The sequence below is a fragment of the Microbacterium sp. CBA3102 genome (assembly GCF_007954505.1).
Lineage (GTDB): Bacteria > Actinomycetota > Actinomycetes > Actinomycetales > Microbacteriaceae > Microbacterium > Microbacterium aurugineum.
Map to the genome: position 1 here is coordinate 3,361,636 of NZ_CP042412.1, position 16,098 is coordinate 3,377,733.

Consider the following 16,098-nt stretch of genomic DNA (forward strand, 5'->3'; position numbering starts at 1 on the left):
AGCCGCGTCGTCGTCAGCGTCGGAGCCAGTCCATCGCCTTGTACCACGTGAGCTGGTGGTAGCTCTGGGAGAGGTGGTCGCTGAGTCCCTCGAGTGACAGCACGTGTACAGCGATCGCCTCGCTGTCGTCGAGCGTCTGTTCCCCGATGCGGCTGCAGCGTCGCGCGAGGAAGTGATGCACGCGGTTGGTGTGGTTGCCGAAGTTAGCCCAGGTCGCACCGAGCTCGATGAGCTCTTCGGAGACGAAACCGGTCTCCTCGAGCAACTCACGCGCGGCTGCATCGCGGGGCGATTCCCCCGGCTCGACTCCCCCACCGATCGTGCCCATCGCGACGATCCCCGCGCCATGCCGATACTCCTCGACGAGAATCGCATCGTCGTTCTCGTCGAGAGCCAGTACCGAGATCCAGTCGCCGTATTCCAGCACGTAGAAAGGCGCTATCCGTCGACCACTCACGTCTTCGCAGGTATCAGCCCGCACGTGAATCCATCGGTCCTCGACGATGGTCTCGCTCGACGGCGTCGTCCAGGGCGCCGGGCGTCCGGTCACGCGCTCTTGCGCTTGCGCTCCATCACGATGGTCGGCGGCGCGCCCTCTTCGACAGCCGCCCGAGTCACGATGACCTTGGCGACGTCTTCCGCCGACGGGATCTCGAACATGATGGGTCCGAGGACATCCTCGAGGATCGCGCGGAGGCCACGCGCGCCGGTCTTGCGCTCCACGGCGAGGTCGGCGATCGATCGCAGTGCGTCCTCTTCGAACTCGAGCTGCACACCGTCGATCTCGAACATGCGCTGGTACTGCTTCACCAGCGCATTGCGAGGCCCCGTGAGGATGTCGATCAGGGCGTCCTGGTCGAGGGGCGAGACGTTCGTGACGACGGGGAGACGCCCGATGAACTCGGGGATCAGGCCGAACTTGTGCAGGTCTTCCGGGAGCACTTCGCTGAAAAGATCGAGGTCTTTGCCCTTGTCATGCAACGGGGCGCCGAAGCCGATGCCGTGCTTGCCGACCCGCGCCGACACGATGTCTTCCAGGCCGGCGAAGGCTCCCGCGACGATGAACAGGACGTTCGACGTGTCGATCTGCAGGAACTCCTGATGCGGATGCTTGCGTCCGCCCTGCGGGGGCACCGAGGCCACCGTGCCCTCGATGATCTTGAGCAGTGCCTGCTGCACACCCTCGCCCGAGACATCACGCGTGATCGACGGGTTCTCCGCCTTGCGGGCGATCTTGTCGACCTCGTCGATGTAGATGATGCCCTGTTCGGCGCGCTTGACGTCGTAGTCGGCGGCCTGGATGAGCTTGAGCAGGATGTTCTCAACGTCTTCACCGACATAGCCGGCCTCGGTCAGCGCCGTGGCATCCGCGACGGCGAAGGGAACGTTGAGGCGCTTGGCGAGCGTCTGCGCGAGATAGGTCTTCCCGCAGCCCGTCGGGCCGATGAGGAGGATGTTGCTCTTCGCGATCTCGACTTCTTCGGCGCGCTGCTCCGCCGTCTGAAGTGTGCCGTGCGCGCGGACGCGCTTGTAGTGGTTGTAGACCGCGACCGAGAGAGCGCGCTTCGCGGGCTCCTGGCCGACGACGTACTCCTCGAGGAAGGAGAAGATCTCACGAGGCTTGGGCAACTCGAACTCCGCTGCCCCGTCGGCGGACGACTCCGCCATCCGCTCCTCGATGATCTCGTTGCACAACTCGACGCACTCGTCGCAGATGTACACGCCGGGGCCGGCGATGAGCTGCTGGACCTGCTTCTGACTCTTTCCGCAGAAAGAGCATTTGAACAGGTCAGCGCTTTCACCGATGCGTGCCATGCGCGTCCTCCTATGGGGGGATCAGAGATCGTCCTTCGAGCCTAACCGCTGCATGTGACACAGGGCCGCATTGGCGCGGACACGTCGGAAGCCGGACGACGTTGCGGCGTCTCGACCGGTGCGCACCGGTCGAGACGCCGCAGCGTTCGGAGAGATCCGCGGACGCGGATCAGACCATGCTCTTGGTGTGCCAGACGGTCTTCACCTCGGTGAAGGCACCGATCCGCTCCGGGGAGGCGATCACTTCCCCCGGGGTGAGCACGCGCTTGAGCGTGTCGGCGGCGGCGATCTGCATGTCGACCCAGTCGAGGTCGCCCGCGCCGGCCAGATCGAGGGCGTTCACGTCCTGATGCGAGGCGAGCCACGGGGCGATCTCGGCCGGCGAACCGGTGAGCACGTTGACGACGCCGCCGGGGACGTCGCTCGTGGCCAGAACCTCCGCAAGGCTGATGGCCGACAGCGGGTGCTGCTCACTCGCGACGACCACGACGGTGTTACCCGCGACCAGAGCAGGCGCGACGACCGAGACCAATCCGAGCAACGACGAGTCCTGCGGGGCGACGATGGCCACCACACCGGTCGGTTCCGGTACGGAGATGTTGAAGTACGGACCGGACACCGGGTTCGCATTGCCCGCCACCTGGGCGTACTTGTCGCACCATCCGGCGTACCAGACCCACAGATCGATCGCCTCGTCGACCTGAGCGGCAGCAGCGGACGACGAAGCCCCCTCCTGCGCCACGATCTCGTCGATGAACTGCGCCCTGCGGCCTTCGAGCACCTCGGCGACGCGGTACAGCACCTGCCCGCGGTTGTAGGCGGTCGCACCCGACCAGCCCTTCACCGCGGCACGCGCGGCGACCACGGCATCGCGGGCGTCCTTGCGTGACCCCTTGGCGGCGTTCGCGAGGAACGCGCCCTTGGGTGAGAGCACCTCGTAGGTGCGTCCGGACTCGCTGCGCGGGAAGGCGCCGCCGATCGCCAGCTTGTACGTCTTCGGAACGGTCAGACGCTTGCTCATGCTACGGCTCCCTTGAGGTAGGCGGTGAGTCCCTGACGTCCGCCCTCGCGGCCGTACCCGGATTCCTTGTAACCGCCGAACGGGCTCGACGGATCGAATCGGTTGAACGTGTTGGCCCAGATCACCCCGGCGCGCAGTCGGTCGGCCACCGCGAGGATGCGCGATCCCTTGTCCGACCAGATGCCGGCGGAGAGGCCGTACGGTGTGTTGTTCGCCTTCGCGATCGCCTCGGCCGGGGTGCGGAAGGTCAGCACCGACAGCACAGGGCCGAAGACCTCATCGCGGGCGATGCGGTGCGACGCCTCGACCCCGGTGAAGATCGTCGGAGCGAACCAGAACCCCTGTTCGGGGATGGCGCAGTCAGCGGTCCACCGCTCCGCGCCCTCCGCCTCACCGATGTCGCTGAGCTCGCGGATCCGCGCGAGCTGCGCGGCGGAGTTGATCGCACCGATGTCGGTGTTCTTGTCGAGGGGGTCCCCCAGCCGCAGCGTCGACAGGCGAGTCTTGAGTCGGTCGACGACCTCGTCGTGGATCGACTCCTGGACCAGCAGACGGCTTCCGGCACAGCACACATGGCCCTGATTGAAGAAGATGCCGTTCACGATGCCCTCGACGGCCTGATCGATCGGCGCGTCGTCGAACACGATGTTCGCCGCCTTGCCGCCGAGCTCCAGGGTGACCTTCTTGGCGGTTCCTGCCACGGCCCGGGCGATGTCACGACCGACCCCCGTGGAACCGGTGAAGGCGACCTTGTCCACGTCGGGGTGGCGCACCAGCGTCGATCCGGTCGCGCCGGCTCCGGTCACGATGTTCACGACACCGGCCGGAAGGTCGGCCTGCTGCAGGATCTCCGCGAAGAGGAGCGCCGTCAGCGGGGTCGTCTCGGCGGGCTTGAGCACGACGGTGTTCCCGGCCGCGAGAGCGGGCGCGATCTTCCACGCGAGCATCAGCAGGGGGAAGTTCCACGGGATGATCTGTCCGGCGACGCCGAGCGCGCGCGGATTCGCCCCGAGTCCGGCGTGATCGAGCTTGTCTGCCCACCCTGCGTAGTAGAAGAGCCAGGAGGCGACGAGGGGCACGTCGACGTCGCGGCTCTCCTTGATCGGCTTTCCGTTGTCGAGGCTCTCGGCGACCGCGAGTTCACGGGCGCGCTCCTGCACGAGGCGGGCGATGCGGAAGAGGTACTTCCCACGGTCGCGTCCGCTCATCTTCGACCACGTCTTGTCATAGGCGCGGCGCGCGGCGGCGACCGCACGGTCGACGTCCTCGTCGCTGGCGGAGGCGATCTCGGCGATGTGCTTCTCGCTCGACGGCGAGATCGTCGAGAAGGACGAACCGGAGCCGTCGACGAACTCGCCGTCGATGAACAGACCGTAGCTGTCCTTGAGGTTCAGGATCGCGGTGGACTCCGGTGCCGGAGCGTATTCCAGAAATGACATGTTCGTCTTCCCGTCAGTCGATCGTGACGTAGTCGGGGCCCGAGTAGTGGCCGGAAGTGAGCTTCTGACGCTGCAGGAGAACGTCGTTGAGCAGGCTGGAGGCTCCGAAACGGAAGAGGTGCGGCTGCAGCCACTCCTCGCCCACCGTCTCGGCGACGGTGACCAGGTACTTCACCGCGTCCTTCGAGGAGCGGATGCCACCGGCGGGCTTCACACCGATCTTCTCCCCGGTCCCGCGATACCAATCGCGGACGGTCTCGAGCATGAGCAGCGTCGTGGGGAGCGTCGCGGCTGGCTGGACCTTGCCGGTCGAGGTCTTGATGAAGTCGCCACCGGCAAGGATGCCGAGCCAGGACGCGCGCTTGATGTTGTCGTACGTGTTCAGCTCACCGGTCTCGAGGATCACCTTGAGAGAGGCGTACGAGCCGTCCTCACGCCGGCAGGCTTCCTTGACCTGGGCGATCTGGTCGAACACGAGCCCGTAGCGGCCGGAGAGGAACGCCCCGCGGTCGATGACCATGTCGATCTCGTCAGCGCCGGCGGCGACCGCCTCAGCGGTGTCGGCGAGCTTGATCGCGAGCGATGAGCGCCCACTCGGGAATGCCGTGGCCACCGCCGCGACCGAGATCAGACCGTCGTCGGGGTCGCCGTGCAGACCGCCGAGCGCGCTCACCGCGTCGCCGACCATGTCGCCGTAGACGCAGACCGCAGCAACGCGCGGTGTCGACGGATCGGCCGCATCGGGGGTCTTCGCCTTGGCGACGAGCGAGCGCACCTTGCCGGGGGTGTCCGCCCCCTCCAGCGTCGTGAGGTCGATCAGCTTGATGATGGTGTCGAGCGCCCAGGCTTTCGACGTGGTCTTGATCGAACGCGTGCCGAGTCCGGCTGCGCGCTGTTCCAGACCGACGGCGTCCACTCCCGGAAGTCCGTGCAGGAAGCGCCGGAGAGTGGCGTCGTCCGGCTCGGCGCCGAGAACATCCACCGCCGTCCTGCGGCTGAGTTCTTTGGTCGTCACTGTTCCTCCAACAATGCTCGTGCTGTGGTCTCATCGGTCACCAGAACGCCGCACAGGCGACTGGTCACGACTGTACGTGCGATGTCGTGCTTGGCGGGACCCGCCGTCACGAAGATCGCATGGGTGGCTCCGCGAAGACGGTCGAGCGAGACGCCGACCGTCCGGGCGTCGAGTTGCGAGTCGACGATGTTGCCCTCCGCGTCGACGTAGCGGCCGAGAACGTCGCCGACCGCGCCTCGGCGCGCGAGTTCCTCCACGTCCTCCGCACGGAGGTATCCGTTCTCGACATGGGCGGACGAGGCGTCGCAGGGGCCTGCGGTGAAGAGAAACGCCTGCGCCTCCGCAGCCTCTTCGAGCACGGCCGCGACGGTGCGGTCCGACTCGATGGCCTGCTTGGTCTCGACTCGCTCGAGGATGGCGGGACTGGGGAGCAGCGATACCTGACCCGACGCCCGCTGGGCGATCGTGACGGCCAGCCCCGCGGCGCCCCCGGAACGGCGGTTCAGGCTCACTCCCCCATTGAGCTGCACCACGGTGACGCCGTTGGCCCACCCGTCGGGAAGGGCCTCCGCGACGGCGCGCAGGGTGCGACCCCAGCTCACGCCGAGGGTGCGGGGAACCGGTCGCAGAGCGGTGAGGAAATCGGCCGCGGCTTGCGCGACCCGCTCCAGCGTCCCATCGTCACCCTCCGGCGAAGGAACGACGACGGCGTCCGTCAGTCCGAACCTCTCGACGAGGAGCCGTTCGAGGCCGAGGCGCCGTGCCCGAGGATGCACGATCTCGATACGCACGATTCCGCGTTCCCTCGCCTGAGTGAGCAGACGACCGACCTTCCAGCGGGAGATCTTGAGAAGTCCGCCGATCTCGTCCTGGGTCTTGTCCTCGTCGTAATACAGCTCGGCGACGCGAACCATGAGCAGATCTTCTTCCACGGAATCCTCCTTCCTCCTCCAGGGTAGGCCCAATACTGCGTCCGCGCACCTGCGTGCTCATATGCGCAGACCGAGCGAAGGAGGTTGCACATCCGCCGGAGACGACGAAAGGACGCCCGTCGGATCCGACGGGCGTCCTTTCGATGTCTGAGACGCTCAGACGCGCTTGCGCGTGGTGAGCACCTGGTCGACGATGCCGTACTCGAGTGCCTGCGTGGCGGAGAGGATGTTGTCGCGATCGATGTCGCGGTTCACCTGCTCCGGGGTGCGGTTCGTGTGCCCGGCCAGGGTCTCCTCGAGCCAGGTCCGCATGCGGAGGATCTCCGCGGCCTGGATCTCGATGTCGGAAGCCTGTCCGTGACCGGCTTCGCCCATCGCGGGCTGGTGGATGAGCACGCGAGCGTTCGGAAGCGCGAGTCGCTTGCCCGGCGCACCGGCCGCGAGCAGCACGGCGGCCGCCGAGGCCGCCTGCCCGAGGACCACGGTCTGGATCTGCGGCGCGACGTACTGCATCGTGTCGTAGATCGCCGTCATCGCGGTGAACGAGCCACCGGGCGAGTTGATGTACATCGTGATGTCGCGCTCGGAGTCCTGGCTCTCCAGGACGAGGAGCTGAGCCATCACATCGTCGGCAGACGCATCGTCGACCTGCACGCCGAGGAAGATCACGCGGTCTTCGAACAGCTTGTTGTACGGGTCCTGACGCTTGAAGCCGTAGGCGGTGCGCTCCTCGAACTGCGGGAGCACGTAGCGGCTGGAGGGCAGGTCACCGGATGAGCGGAAGGTGGGTGTGTACATGAGCGTCCTTTCGCTTTCCGTTACTCGGTGTCCTGGTCGGTTCCGCCGCCGCCGATGACGTCGGAGGCCGATTCGCGGATGTGGTCGACGAAGCCGTATTCCAGCGCTTCCTCGGCGGTGAACCAGCGGTCGCGGTCACCATCGGCGTTGATCTGCTCGACCGACTTGCCGGTCTGGGCCGCGGTGATCTCCGCGAGACGGTTCTTCATCGACATGATGAGCTGCGCCTGGGTCTGGATGTCACTCGACGTCCCGCCGAAGCCACCGTGCGGCTGGTGAAGCAGCACACGCGCGTTCGGGGTGATGTAGCGCTTGCCCTTGGTGCCCGCGGTGAGGAGCAGCTGCCCCATCGATGCGGCCATACCGATTCCGACCGTGACGATGTCGTTCGGCACGAACTGCATCGTGTCGTAGATCGCCATGCCGGCGGTGATCGAGCCTCCGGGCGAGTTCACGTAGAGGTAGATGTCTCGCTCGGAGTCCTCTGCGGCGAGAAGAAGGATCTTCGCGCAGATCTCGTTCGCGTTCTCGTCTCGCACCTCCGAGCCGAGCCAGATGATGCGGTCCTTCAGCAACCTGTCGAAGACGCTCGTTGCGAGGAGGGGTTCTGCAGCCATGTCAGCTCCTGATTCCGTGTTTCAGTGATTCGAATCTACCGGCGCAGGCGCGGCACCCAGGCCGTGTTCGCCGTCGGCATATCAGGTGTCGGCGTCAGCGATCTCGAGGGCGTATGCCGTCATCGACCGGTGGTAACGCGGAAGGTGGGGCACCAGGGCGAGCAACGCCACGGAGAGGCCCTGTGCCGGCCGACCCGCGCTCGCCAGGATGAGCGCGTGCACCGTGGCGACGGCATCGCGGTACGGACCGTCGGCCGACCGTTCCTCCTCCGCGCGGATGACGGCGAGGGCGTCGTCGTACTCACCGAGGTTCCTCAACGAACTCGCCAACTGGATCACGCACTGCGGACGGTGCTCCTCGTCGAGCCCCAAAGTGAGAGCCCGTCGATACAGCGCGACCGCTTCGGCCGGCAAGCCCGCAGAGTCACGGGCACCGGCCCGTTCGAACTCCGCACGGGCGTCATCGGGTCCGCGCTCCGCGGCCAGTGCGTCGATGCGCGCGACCGTGTCGGCTCCGACCTCCTCGCCGGAGGCCTGCGCCCACACCTCATCCACGCGCTCGTCCCAGCTCTTCGTCATGGTTGTCCCCTCGATAGGAAAAGAGGGCGGATGCCGCAGCATCCGCCCTCTTCACTGGATCGTGTCGATCACTCGGCCTTGTCGGCAGCCTTCTTGGCCGGAGCCTTCTTGGCGGCCGGCTTCTTGGCGGCCGGCTTCTCGGCCTCGTCAGCCTCGTCGGCCTTCTTGGCCGGAGCCTTCTTGGCGGCTGGCTTCTTGGCCGGGGCCTTCTTGGCGGGCTTCTCCTCGGCCTCGGCGGTCTCAGCCTCAGCCTCAGCCTCAGCGGCCTCGTCATCGGTCACGATGAAGTCGGACAGGTCGACGGCCTTGCCGTTGCTGTCGACGACCTTCACCTTGCCGAGCGCGATCGCGAGGGCCTTGTTGCGGGCGACCTCACCGACGAGCGCGGGGAGCTGGTTCGAGGACTGCAGAGCCTCGACGAACTCCTGCGGCGCCATGCCGTACTGCGCAGCCGACTGGATGAGGTACTGGCTGAGCTCCTCCTGCGAGACCTGCACGTCGGCCTGCTCGGCGATCGTGTCGAGCAGCACCTGCGTGCGGAACTGCTTCTCGCTCGCCTCGGTGACCTCGGCACGGTGCACGTCGTCCTCGAGACGGCCTTCGCCCTCGAGGTGGTTGTGGACCTCGTCTTCGATGAGCTGCGGCGGAACCGGGATCTCGATCTGCTCGAGAAGCACCTCGACGAGCTTGTCGCGCGCCGCGGAGCCCTGCGTGAAGACGCCCTGCTGAGCGACACGCTCGGCGAGGCTCTCGCGGAGTTCCGCGATCGTGTCGAACTCGCTCGCGATCTGAGCGAAGTCGTCGTCCGCCTCGGGCAGCTCGCGCTCCTTGACGGCCTTGACCGTCACGGAGACCTCGGCCTCGGAGCCGGCGTGGTCGCCGCCGACGAGAGCCGAGCGGAACGTGGTGTCCTCACCCGCGGTGAGGGACTCGATCGCGTCGTCGATGCCCTCGAGCAGCTCGCCGGAGCCGATCTCGTAGGAGACGCCCTCGGCGCGGTCGATCTCGGCGCCGTCGATGGTGGCGACGAGGTCGAGGTCCACGAAGTCACCCTTTGTGGCCGGACGGTCGACCGGGACGAGCGTGCCGAAGCGGGCACGCATGTTGTCGAGCTCAGCGTCGAGCGCAGCGTCATCCGCCTCGACGGCGTCGACGGTCACCGTGATGCCGTCGTAGGAGGGGAGCTCGATCTCCGGACGGACGTCCACCTCGATGTCGACGAGCAGATCGCCCGAGAAGTCCTTCTCGCTCGGCCACTGGGTGATGTCCGCCGCGGGACGACCGACGACACGCAGCTTGTGCTCGACCGTGGCGTCGCGGAAGAACTTGTCCAGGCCCTCGTTCACCGCGTGCTCGATGACGGCACCGCGGCCGATGCGCTGATCGATGATGGGCGCCGGAACCTTGCCCTTGCGGAAGCCGGGGATCTGCACGTCCTGAGCGATGTGCTCATAGGCGTGCGCGATGCTGGGCTTGAGGTCGTCCGGGGTGACCGTGATGGTGAGCTTGACCCGGGTCGGGGTCAGCTTCTCGACGGTGCTGTTCGCCATGCTGGTGTGTTCTCCTTGTGATTTCCGCGCGGTATCGCGGCTGTAAGGTCCGTGGGGCCGTGTCGGGGCGACAGGAGTTGAACCTGCGACCTCCCGCTCCCAAAGCGGGCGCTCTACCAAGCTGAGCTACGCCCCGGGGAATCCGCACGCAGATTCAGCCCCACCGAGTCTAACGGACCGGAGCATGCGCCAGAGTCCGGTATAGTCGTTGAGTCGGTACCGAGACTTCCGGAGTCTCGGATCCGGGGCTGTAGCTTAGTGGTAAAGCCTTAGTCTTCCAAACTAATGATGCGGGTTCGATTCCCGTCAGCCCCTCCGCTCCAGAAGGCCCCCACCCCGCGGTGGGGGCCTTCTCGTCTCTCCGCCCGACAGTCGAATACGCTGACAGCATCGATGCAGGCAGCCACCGGCCGGAAGGCCCCACCGAACGGGCACGATGTGACAATCCCGACCCCGCCACCTCTCGACACGCCGACGCCTTCTTCCGGCGAGCATCGACTACCTGTCGCGTTCTCGTCCACCCCGCCTCCCCTCTCCCCTCCCGCACAGCGGAAGAACCGCCGTGGGCTGATCCTGGGACTGGTCGGCGGTGTCGCGGTGATCGCCGCTCTCTCGATCACGCAGGTGGCTGCGAACCTCGGCTACGACAACGCCGCATCGCGGTACGCCGAGGCCGCGGAGACAGCGTCCATGGCGAAGACGGAGGTTCGCAGCGACATCACCGAACTGCGCGATGTCATCGATGCGGCGGAGCAGATCCTCTCCGTCGAGAAGCCGGCTGTCGCCGTGGATGCGGAGCTGGGGGCCGCGCTGACCATTGCGACCGAGGACGCGGAGATCGTCGCCGTCTCCGCCGAGGAGATCGTGGCGACCGAGGTTCCCTCATCCGGCGAGAAGCCGGTGTGGTTCTGGGAGCTCTTCGGAGCGACGACGCTTCTGGAGCAGCACCTGGCATCGACAAGCCGCCTCTCCGACGATCTGCGCACGGTGACGACCGAGATCGCCACGGTCGGTGACGGTGTCTCCCGGAGCGGGGTGGCCCTTCTCGCGACAGCGGGCGAGGCCGCCGCCGGCTTCGAGAAGGCGCATCTCTCCGCGAGGAACGATGCCGTGATCGCGTTGCGGAACGCCGCTGCAGACGCCGCCGCGACGACCACCCTGGACGCCGCTGCGGCGACGACGTACCTGTCCCTGCAGGGAGCCGCCGCCGAGGTCGTCGCCACCGAGGCCCAAGAGCTGGCGGAGAAGGCGGGGCCCCTGCAGAACGCGAGAATGGAGATCGAGGCCTTCGCGCGGTCACTCGCCCCCGGAGTCCTGCTGGAGTTCGACTGGGCTCCCGTGGTGAACGGCGCGGGGTACAACGGCAGCATGGGCGGCTACACGACGTGGTGGTGGGATGACCCGGATCGCGCGATCATCGAATTGTCGAACTCGGTCGCCGAGCAGTGGCCCGCCGAGCGGAGCAAAGCGCTCGTCGCTCACGAGGTGGGCCACGCGATCAGCGTGAAGTGCGAGGACATGTACGACGCCTCCACGCAGGACAGCATCGAGAAGTGGGCGACCGCCTGGGCGATCAGCATGGGATACACCGATGACGCCAACGGAGTCTGGGCATACGGCTACCCGCCACAGGAGTACATCGACGCCGCTGCCGGGTGCCGCTGAGCGCCGCACCCGGGCGAGACGAAAGAAGCCGCCGCGATCACTCGCGGCGGCTTCTTCGATGTCAGGTCGAGGTCACTGGCCCCGACGCTCACGCAGCTGCGTGAGCGCGTCGTCGAGCAGCTGGACCGCTTCCTCGTCTGTACGACGCTCCTTCACGTACGCGAGGTGCGTCTTATAGGGCTCCGCCTTCGCGAGCGCAGGCGGATTCTCCTTGTCGCGTCCGGCAGGCAAACCGGACTGCGGGTGGTCGATCGTCTCCGGGATCTCCTCTTCCGGGAGACCGGCTGCGAAGTAGCGCACGGTCTCGTTGCCGAGCCCGTCCCAGTACGAGACCGCGATGCGGTCGGCGTGATAACCGTGGTCCTGCTCCCCCATCGGGCCGGAGCCCACGCGGGTGCCGCGGATCGCGTTTCCACCGGTAGCCATCAGATGACCTCGAATTTCGTGATGAGGCCCAGCGCGACGATGGAGATGAACCACGTCAGAGCCAGGACGACGGTGAAGCGGTTCAGGTTCCGCTCCGCAAGGCCGGAGGAGCCGACGGCAGACGTCATGCCGCCACCGAACATGTCGGACAAGCCACCGCCGCGACCTTTGTGCAAGAGGATGAGGAGGGTCAGCAGGACGCTGGTGATACCCAGCACGACCTGCAGGACGAACTCAAGAATTGCCACGAGAAAGAGCCTTTCGATGGGGCCGGAGCGCCCCCGTAACGGTCAAGTATACGGTGCAGCGGGGCCGCAGCCCCGCTGCACTCACACGCCGACGTGCTTCTCGAAGCGGATGATCGCCGCGAACTCGTCCACGACGAGGCTCGCCCCGCCGACGAGAGCGCCGTCCACATCGGGCTCACGCATGAAGCTGGCGATGTTCGCCGCCTTCACGGATCCGCCGTAGAGGATCCGCGTGCGCGCGGCGGCCTCGTCGCCCAGAACCTTCGCGATGACCCCACGCAGCGCGGCGCAGACATCCTGCGCCTGCTGCGGAGTCGCCGCCTGACCGGAGCCGATGGCCCACACCGGCTCGTACGCCACGACGATGTCCGCCTGCGCGGAGACGCCCTGGAGTGCGGCCTCGAGCTGACCGGCGGGAACCGCGCTCGCACCGAACTTCTCGAGGTCCTCTGCCGTCTCACCGACGCAGATCACCGGAACGAGGCCATGCTTGAGGGAAGCCTGCACCTTGGCCGCCACGACGTCGTCGCCTTCGGAGTGGTACTCGCGACGCTCGGAGTGGCCGATGATGACGTACTTCGCGTCGAGCTTCGCCAGGAACGCGCCCGACACCTCGCCGGTGTACGCACCGGAGTCGTGCGCCGAGACATCCTGCGCGCCGAGAGCGAAGGGGATCTTGTCCGCATCGATGAGCGTCTGCACGCTGCGGATGTCCGTGAAGGGCGGGAAGACCGCCACCTCGACGGACCCGTCTTCGTGCTTCGCATCCTTCAACGTCCAGTGCAGCTTCTGCACGAACGCGACCGCCTGAAGGTGGTCGAGATTCATCTTCCAGTTTCCCGCGATCAGCGGGGTACGGGAGTTCACGCCCATCCGAGGACCTCCAGCCCAGGTAGTTTCTTGCCCTCGAGGAATTCGAGGCTCGCGCCGCCGCCGGTCGAGATATGACCGAACTGTTCATCGGAGAAGCCCAGCTGACGCACCGCGGCAGCGGAGTCGCCCCCGCCGACGACACTGAGACCGTCGACCTCGGTGAGCGCCTGCGCGACGGCCTTGGTCCCCGCTGCGAAGGCGGGGAACTCGAACACGCCCATCGGGCCGTTCCAGAACACCGTCTTCGAGCCGCGGATCACCTCGGCGAATCGCGCCGCCGTCTCGGGACCGATGTCCAGGCCGATGCCCGAGGCGCCGAACGGCGTGGATTCGATCGCGTCGGCCGCAGCGACCTCGTGTGCGGCGTCCGCGCCGAAGGACGCGGCCACGACGACGTCGGTGGGGAGCACGAGCTCCACACCGCGCTCGGTGGCCTCGGCGATGTAACCGCGAACGGTGTCGAGCTGGTCCTCTTCCAGGAGGCTCGATGCCACGGCGTGGCCCTGTGCCTTGAGGAAGGTGAACAGCATCCCGCCACCGACGAGGATCTTGTCGACCCGCGGAAGCAGATGCGAGATGACGCCGAGCTTGTCGCTGACCTTCGAGCCTCCGAGTACGACCGCGTAGGGACGCTCCGGATTCTCGGTCAGACGGTCCAGCACATCGAGCTCGGCTGCGATCAGCAGACCGGCAGCGGAAGGCAGCAACTCGGCGAGTTCGTAGACGCTCGCCTGCTTGCGGTGCACCACCCCGAACCCGTCGGAGACGAGCACGTCGCCGAGCTTCGCGAGCTCTGCCGCGAAGGCCGCACGCGTCGCCTCATCCTTCGAGGTCTCCCCCGGGTTGAACCGCAGGTTCTCGATGACGACGACTCCACCGTCTTCGAGCGACTCGACGGCATCCGTCGCCGACTCGCCGACCGTGTCGCGTGCGAACGCGACCGGGGAGCCGAGGAGTTCGGAGAGGCGTTGCGCCACCGGCTCCAGGCTGTACTGCGGGTCGGGCGCGCCGTCCGGGCGTCCGAGGTGGGAGCACACGATGACGCGGGCGCCCGCGTTGATCAATGTGTTGAGGGTCGGCAGCGAGGCGCGGACACGGCCATCGTCCGTGATGATCCCATCCCGCAGGGGGACGTTGAGATCACAACGGACGATGACACGCTTGCCCTCGAGCGACCCCAGAGTGTCCAGGGTGCGCAGAGTCATGTTTCTGAGTTTAGAGGCGCTCGGCCACGTACTCGGTCAGGTCGACCAGACGGTTGGAGTAACCCCACTCGTTGTCGTACCAGCTGGACACCTTGATCAGGTTTCCGCTGACGTTGGTGAGGGTGGAGTCGAAGATCGACGAGTGCGGGTTGTGCACGATGTCGCTCGAGACGATCGGGTCCTCGTTGTACTGGAGGAAGCCCGCGAGGCGCCCCTCGGCCGCAGCCTTCTTGTAGGCCTCGTTGACCTCGTCGACCGTCAGGTTCTCGCGGTCGGTGATGAGGGTGAGGTCGACGATCGAGCCGGTGGGAACCGGGACGCGGTAGGACGAGCCGCTGAGCTTGCCCTGGAGTTCCGGGAGCACCTCGCCGATCGCCTTGGCAGCGCCGGTCGACGCGGGCGTGATGTTGATCGCGGCGGCGCGTGCACGACGGAGGTCGCTGTGCGGACCGTCCTGCAGGTTCTGGTCTGCGGTGTAGGCGTGCGCGGTCATCATGAAGCCGCGGTCGATTCCGAACGCGTCGTTGAAGACCTGCGCGAGCGGCGCGAGGCAGTTCGTGGTGCACGACGCGTTGGAGATGATGTGGTCCGTCTCCGGGTTGTACGTGTCCTCGTTCACGCCCATCACGAACGTGCCGTCGACACCGGTACCCGGAGCCGAGATGAGGACCTTCTTCGCACCGGCCTCGATGTGCTTCTTGGCGAGTTCGGCCTTGGTGAAGAAGCCGGTCGACTCGATGACGATGTCGACGCCCAGCTCGCCCCACGGAAGACCGGCGGGGTCGCGCTCGGCGAAGGCCTTGATGGTCTTTCCGTTGACGGTGATGCTGTCGTCGTCGTAGCTGATCTCGGCGTCGAGGACGCCACCGACCGAGTCGTACTTCAGCAGGTGCGCCAGGGTCTTGTTGTCGGTGAGGTCGTTGACGGCAACGATCTCAAGGTCTGCTCCCTGCGCGAGAGCCGCGCGGAAGTAGTTGCGTCCGATGCGGCCGAAGCCGTTGATACCGATCTTGACAGACACTCAGGTCTCCCTGTTTCTCGTGCGCAGCACGCCACTTTCCAGCATGCGTGATGCGCGGGGGGTTTTTGGCTGAGAGAGCGTCCCGACGAGCCGAGGCCCGCCGGGACGCAACCCGATTACGACAGTACCAGCAGGCCGTTCGTCTGCTTACGGGCGACCTCGAGACGCTGGGCGACGTTCTCCCAGTTCGCGATGTTCCACGCGGCCTTGACGTAGTCCGCCTTGACGTTGAGGTAGTCGAGGTAGAACGCGTGCTCCCACATGTCGAGCTGGAACAGCGGAATCGTGCCCTGCGCGGTGTTCGACTGCTGGTCGAACAGCTGCTGGATGATCAGACGCGAGCCGATCGAATCCCAGCTGAGCACGGCCCATCCGGAACCCTGGATGCCGGTGGCGGCAGCCGTGAAGTGCGCCTGGAACTTCTCGAACGAGCCGAAGTACTCGTCGATGGCGGCCTTCAGCTCACCCTCGGGCTGTCCCCCGCCGTTCGGCGACAGGTTCGTCCAGAAGATCGAGTGGTTCACGTGACCACCGAGGTTGAACGCGAGGTCCTTCTCGAGCTTGTTGACGTTCGCGAGGTTGCCGCTCTCACGGGCCTCGGCGAGCTGGTCGAGAGCAGTGTTCGCGCCGGCGACGTAGGCCGCGTGGTGCTTGTCGTGGTGCAGCTCCATGATCTTGCCGCTGATGTGCGGCTCGAGCGCTGCGAAGTCGTAGGGAAGGTCGGGGAGCGTGTAAGTCGCCATATCGCTTTCATCCAATCCGCGCCGCGCCGCGGCGCTTGCCGATCCTCCGCGCCGCCGATGTGCGGCGTAGAGCGGACGTGATTCATCCTACTGACGACAACGCGGATGCGCCCTCGAACCTTCCGCCAGATGACGAAGACCCGCGCCCTCA

Annotated in this window: 17 protein-coding genes and 2 tRNA genes; 2 read left to right on the forward strand and 17 right to left on the reverse strand. The window is 66.5% G+C overall.

Annotation, left to right across the window (positions count from 1 at the left end):
• Positions 1 to 13 precede the first annotated feature (13 nt).
• The 11 genes from FGL91_RS16185 to FGL91_RS16235 all read right to left on the reverse strand — a co-directional run bounded on the left by FGL91_RS16185 (position 14) and on the right by FGL91_RS16235 (position 9,902).
• Entirely contained in the window at positions 14 to 550 is a 537-nt protein-coding gene (locus FGL91_RS16185) for an NUDIX hydrolase (RefSeq protein ID WP_153244343.1), read from the reverse strand.
• Positions 547 to 1,815 (reverse strand): ATP-dependent Clp protease ATP-binding subunit ClpX, encoded by a 1,269-nt coding sequence (clpX, locus tag FGL91_RS16190; RefSeq protein ID WP_047524015.1) that lies wholly within the window; start codon positions 1,813 to 1,815, stop codon positions 547 to 549. Before clpX ends, FGL91_RS16185 begins: the two co-directional genes overlap by 4 nt.
• A 169-nt stretch (positions 1,816 to 1,984) precedes the next feature.
• Complete coding sequence (locus tag FGL91_RS16195) at positions 1,985 to 2,836, reverse strand: aldehyde dehydrogenase family protein (protein ID WP_153244344.1); 852 nt, start codon at positions 2,834 to 2,836, stop codon at positions 1,985 to 1,987.
• Complete coding sequence (locus FGL91_RS16200) at positions 2,833 to 4,275, reverse strand: aldehyde dehydrogenase family protein (protein ID WP_153244345.1); 1,443 nt, start codon at positions 4,273 to 4,275, stop codon at positions 2,833 to 2,835. The genes FGL91_RS16195 and FGL91_RS16200 overlap by 4 nt, the downstream gene beginning before the upstream one ends.
• 13 nt (positions 4,276 to 4,288) lie before the next feature.
• Positions 4,289 to 5,290, reverse strand: a complete 1,002-nt coding sequence (gene deoC, locus FGL91_RS16205; RefSeq protein ID WP_153244346.1) for a deoxyribose-phosphate aldolase — start codon at positions 5,288 to 5,290, stop codon at positions 4,289 to 4,291.
• A complete protein-coding gene (locus FGL91_RS16210) occupies positions 5,287 to 6,222 on the reverse strand; it encodes a sugar-binding transcriptional regulator (protein ID WP_227991681.1) in 936 nt (311 codons plus the stop codon). Before FGL91_RS16210 ends, deoC begins: the two co-directional genes overlap by 4 nt.
• A 156-nt stretch (positions 6,223 to 6,378) precedes the next feature.
• On the reverse strand, positions 6,379 to 7,020 hold the full coding sequence (locus FGL91_RS16215; RefSeq protein WP_047524020.1) for an ATP-dependent Clp protease proteolytic subunit: 642 nt from the start codon (positions 7,018 to 7,020) through the stop codon (positions 6,379 to 6,381).
• A 20-nt stretch (positions 7,021 to 7,040) separates the two neighbouring features.
• Positions 7,041 to 7,637 carry an ATP-dependent Clp protease proteolytic subunit gene (locus tag FGL91_RS16220; protein ID WP_017830295.1) on the reverse strand — a complete coding sequence of 199 codons (597 nt, stop codon included), beginning with the start codon at positions 7,635 to 7,637 and terminating at the stop codon, positions 7,041 to 7,043.
• An 81-nt stretch (positions 7,638 to 7,718) separates the two neighbouring features.
• Positions 7,719 to 8,216: a tetratricopeptide repeat protein gene (locus FGL91_RS16225; RefSeq protein ID WP_153244347.1), complete on the reverse strand. Its 498-nt coding sequence runs from the start codon at positions 8,214 to 8,216 to the stop codon at positions 7,719 to 7,721.
• 68 nt (positions 8,217 to 8,284) lie between these two features.
• A complete protein-coding gene (gene tig / locus FGL91_RS16230) occupies positions 8,285 to 9,766 on the reverse strand; it encodes a trigger factor (RefSeq protein WP_153244348.1) in 1,482 nt (493 codons plus the stop codon).
• Between the two features lie 62 nt (positions 9,767 to 9,828).
• Positions 9,829 to 9,902, reverse strand: a tRNA-Pro gene (locus FGL91_RS16235).
• Positions 9,903 to 10,010: 108 nt separating this feature from the next.
• On the opposite strand from FGL91_RS16235, the gene FGL91_RS16240 reads away from it, so the two are divergent.
• Together FGL91_RS16240 and FGL91_RS16245 are read left to right on the forward strand one after the other, a co-directional pair.
• Positions 10,011 to 10,081, forward strand: a tRNA-Gly gene (locus FGL91_RS16240).
• Positions 10,082 to 10,204: 123 nt separating this feature from the next.
• Complete coding sequence (locus tag FGL91_RS16245; RefSeq protein WP_153244349.1) at positions 10,205 to 11,431, forward strand: hypothetical protein; 1,227 nt, start codon at positions 10,205 to 10,207, stop codon at positions 11,429 to 11,431.
• A 72-nt stretch (positions 11,432 to 11,503) separates the two neighbouring features.
• Here the strand turns inward: FGL91_RS16245 and FGL91_RS16250 are convergent, their stop codons facing one another.
• The 6 genes from FGL91_RS16250 to FGL91_RS16275 all read right to left on the reverse strand — a co-directional run bounded on the left by FGL91_RS16250 (position 11,504) and on the right by FGL91_RS16275 (position 15,947).
• Positions 11,504 to 11,857, reverse strand: a complete 354-nt coding sequence (locus tag FGL91_RS16250) for an RNA polymerase-binding protein RbpA (protein WP_017830291.1) — start codon at positions 11,855 to 11,857, stop codon at positions 11,504 to 11,506.
• Positions 11,857 to 12,105, reverse strand: a complete 249-nt coding sequence (gene secG, locus FGL91_RS16255) for a preprotein translocase subunit SecG (protein ID WP_047524024.1) — start codon at positions 12,103 to 12,105, stop codon at positions 11,857 to 11,859. The genes FGL91_RS16250 and secG overlap by 1 nt, the downstream gene beginning before the upstream one ends.
• An 81-nt stretch (positions 12,106 to 12,186) precedes the next feature.
• Positions 12,187 to 12,978, reverse strand: coding sequence for a triose-phosphate isomerase (tpiA, locus tag FGL91_RS16260; protein ID WP_047524025.1), 792 nt, complete (start codon positions 12,976 to 12,978; stop codon positions 12,187 to 12,189).
• Complete coding sequence (locus FGL91_RS16265; protein WP_153244350.1) at positions 12,969 to 14,183, reverse strand: phosphoglycerate kinase; 1,215 nt, start codon at positions 14,181 to 14,183, stop codon at positions 12,969 to 12,971. Before FGL91_RS16265 ends, tpiA begins: the two co-directional genes overlap by 10 nt.
• A gap of 10 nt (positions 14,184 to 14,193) precedes the next feature.
• The gene (gene gap, locus FGL91_RS16270; RefSeq protein WP_047524027.1) at positions 14,194 to 15,204 is read right to left on the reverse strand and encodes a type I glyceraldehyde-3-phosphate dehydrogenase; all 1,011 of its coding nucleotides are present in this window, start codon (positions 15,202 to 15,204) and stop codon (positions 14,194 to 14,196) included.
• A gap of 116 nt (positions 15,205 to 15,320) precedes the next feature.
• Positions 15,321 to 15,947, reverse strand: coding sequence for a superoxide dismutase (locus FGL91_RS16275; protein WP_017830287.1), 627 nt, complete (start codon positions 15,945 to 15,947; stop codon positions 15,321 to 15,323).
• Positions 15,948 to 16,098 lie beyond the last annotated feature (151 nt).